At 43.7% G+C, this 1,255-nt stretch carries 1 protein-coding gene; it reads right to left on the reverse strand.

Annotation, left to right across the window (positions count from 1 at the left end):
- Positions 1–71: 71 nt before the first annotated feature.
- Positions 72–1,255: elongation factor Tu (tuf, locus tag HMPREF0027_RS10850; protein ID WP_005625208.1), on the reverse strand; the 1,184-nt coding region annotated here is incomplete at its 5' end.

Raw genomic sequence — 1,255 nt, forward strand, 5'->3', positions numbered from 1 at the left:
AACAAAAAAGGCGTGTCTTTCGACACGCCTTCTCTAGCATTTCGTTCTCAAATATTAAGCTAAAAACTTAATTATTTGATGATTTTCGCTACAACGCCCGCACCTACTGTACGACCACCTTCACGAATCGCAAAACGTAAACCTTCGTCCATCGCGATTGGGTGAATTAAGCTAACAGTCATCTTGATGTTGTCGCCTGGCATTACCATCTCTACGCCTTCAGGTAATTCGATTGTACCTGTTACGTCTGTTGTACGGAAGTAGAACTGCGGACGGTAACCTTTGAAGAATGGAGTATGACGACCACCTTCTTCTTTTGATAATACGTATACTTCTGATTCGAAGTCTGTGTGTGGCGTGATTGTACCTGGTTTCGCTAATACTTGACCACGTTCGATTTCTTCACGTTTTGTACCACGTAATAATGCACCAACGTTCTCACCCGCACGACCTTCGTCTAATAATTTACGGAACATCTCAACACCAGTTACTGTTGTTTTCGTAGTTTCTTTGATACCTACGATTTCAACTTCTTCACCTGATTTGATGATACCGCGCTCTACACGACCTGTTACTACTGTACCACGACCTGAGATTGAGAATACGTCTTCGATTGGTAATAAGAATGGTTTATCAATCGCACGCTCTGGCTCTGGAATGTATGTATCTAAGTGGTTCGCTAACTCAAGAATTTTTTCTTCCCACTCTGCTACGCCGTTTAACGCTTGTAACGCTGAACCACGTACGATTGGTGTGTCATCACCTGGGAAATCGTATTGAGAAAGAAGTTCACGAACTTCCATTTCTACTAATTCTAATAACTCTTCGTCATCTACCATGTCGCATTTGTTTAAGAATACGATGATGTATGGTACACCTACTTGGCGACCTAATAAGATGTGCTCACGAGTTTGTGGCATTGGACCGTCTGTCGCTGCTACTACTAAGATTGCACCGTCCATTTGCGCCGCACCTGTGATCATGTTTTTAACATAGTCCGCGTGTCCCGGGCAGTCAACGTGTGCGTAGTGACGTGTTTCTGTATCGTACTCAACGTGTGAAGTGTTGATGGTGATACCACGCGCTTTTTCTTCTGGCGCGTTATCGATTTGGTCGAATGCACGAGCTGCACCACCGAAGTGTTTCGCTAATACAGTTGTGATCGCTGCTGTTAAAGTTGTTTTACCATGGTCAACGTGACCGATTGTACCCACGTTAACGTGCGGTTTTGTACGTTCAAATTTTTCTTTAGACA

This window comes from Actinobacillus ureae ATCC 25976, assembly GCF_000188255.1.
GTDB classification, from domain to species: Bacteria; Pseudomonadota; Gammaproteobacteria; order Enterobacterales; family Pasteurellaceae; genus Actinobacillus; species Actinobacillus ureae.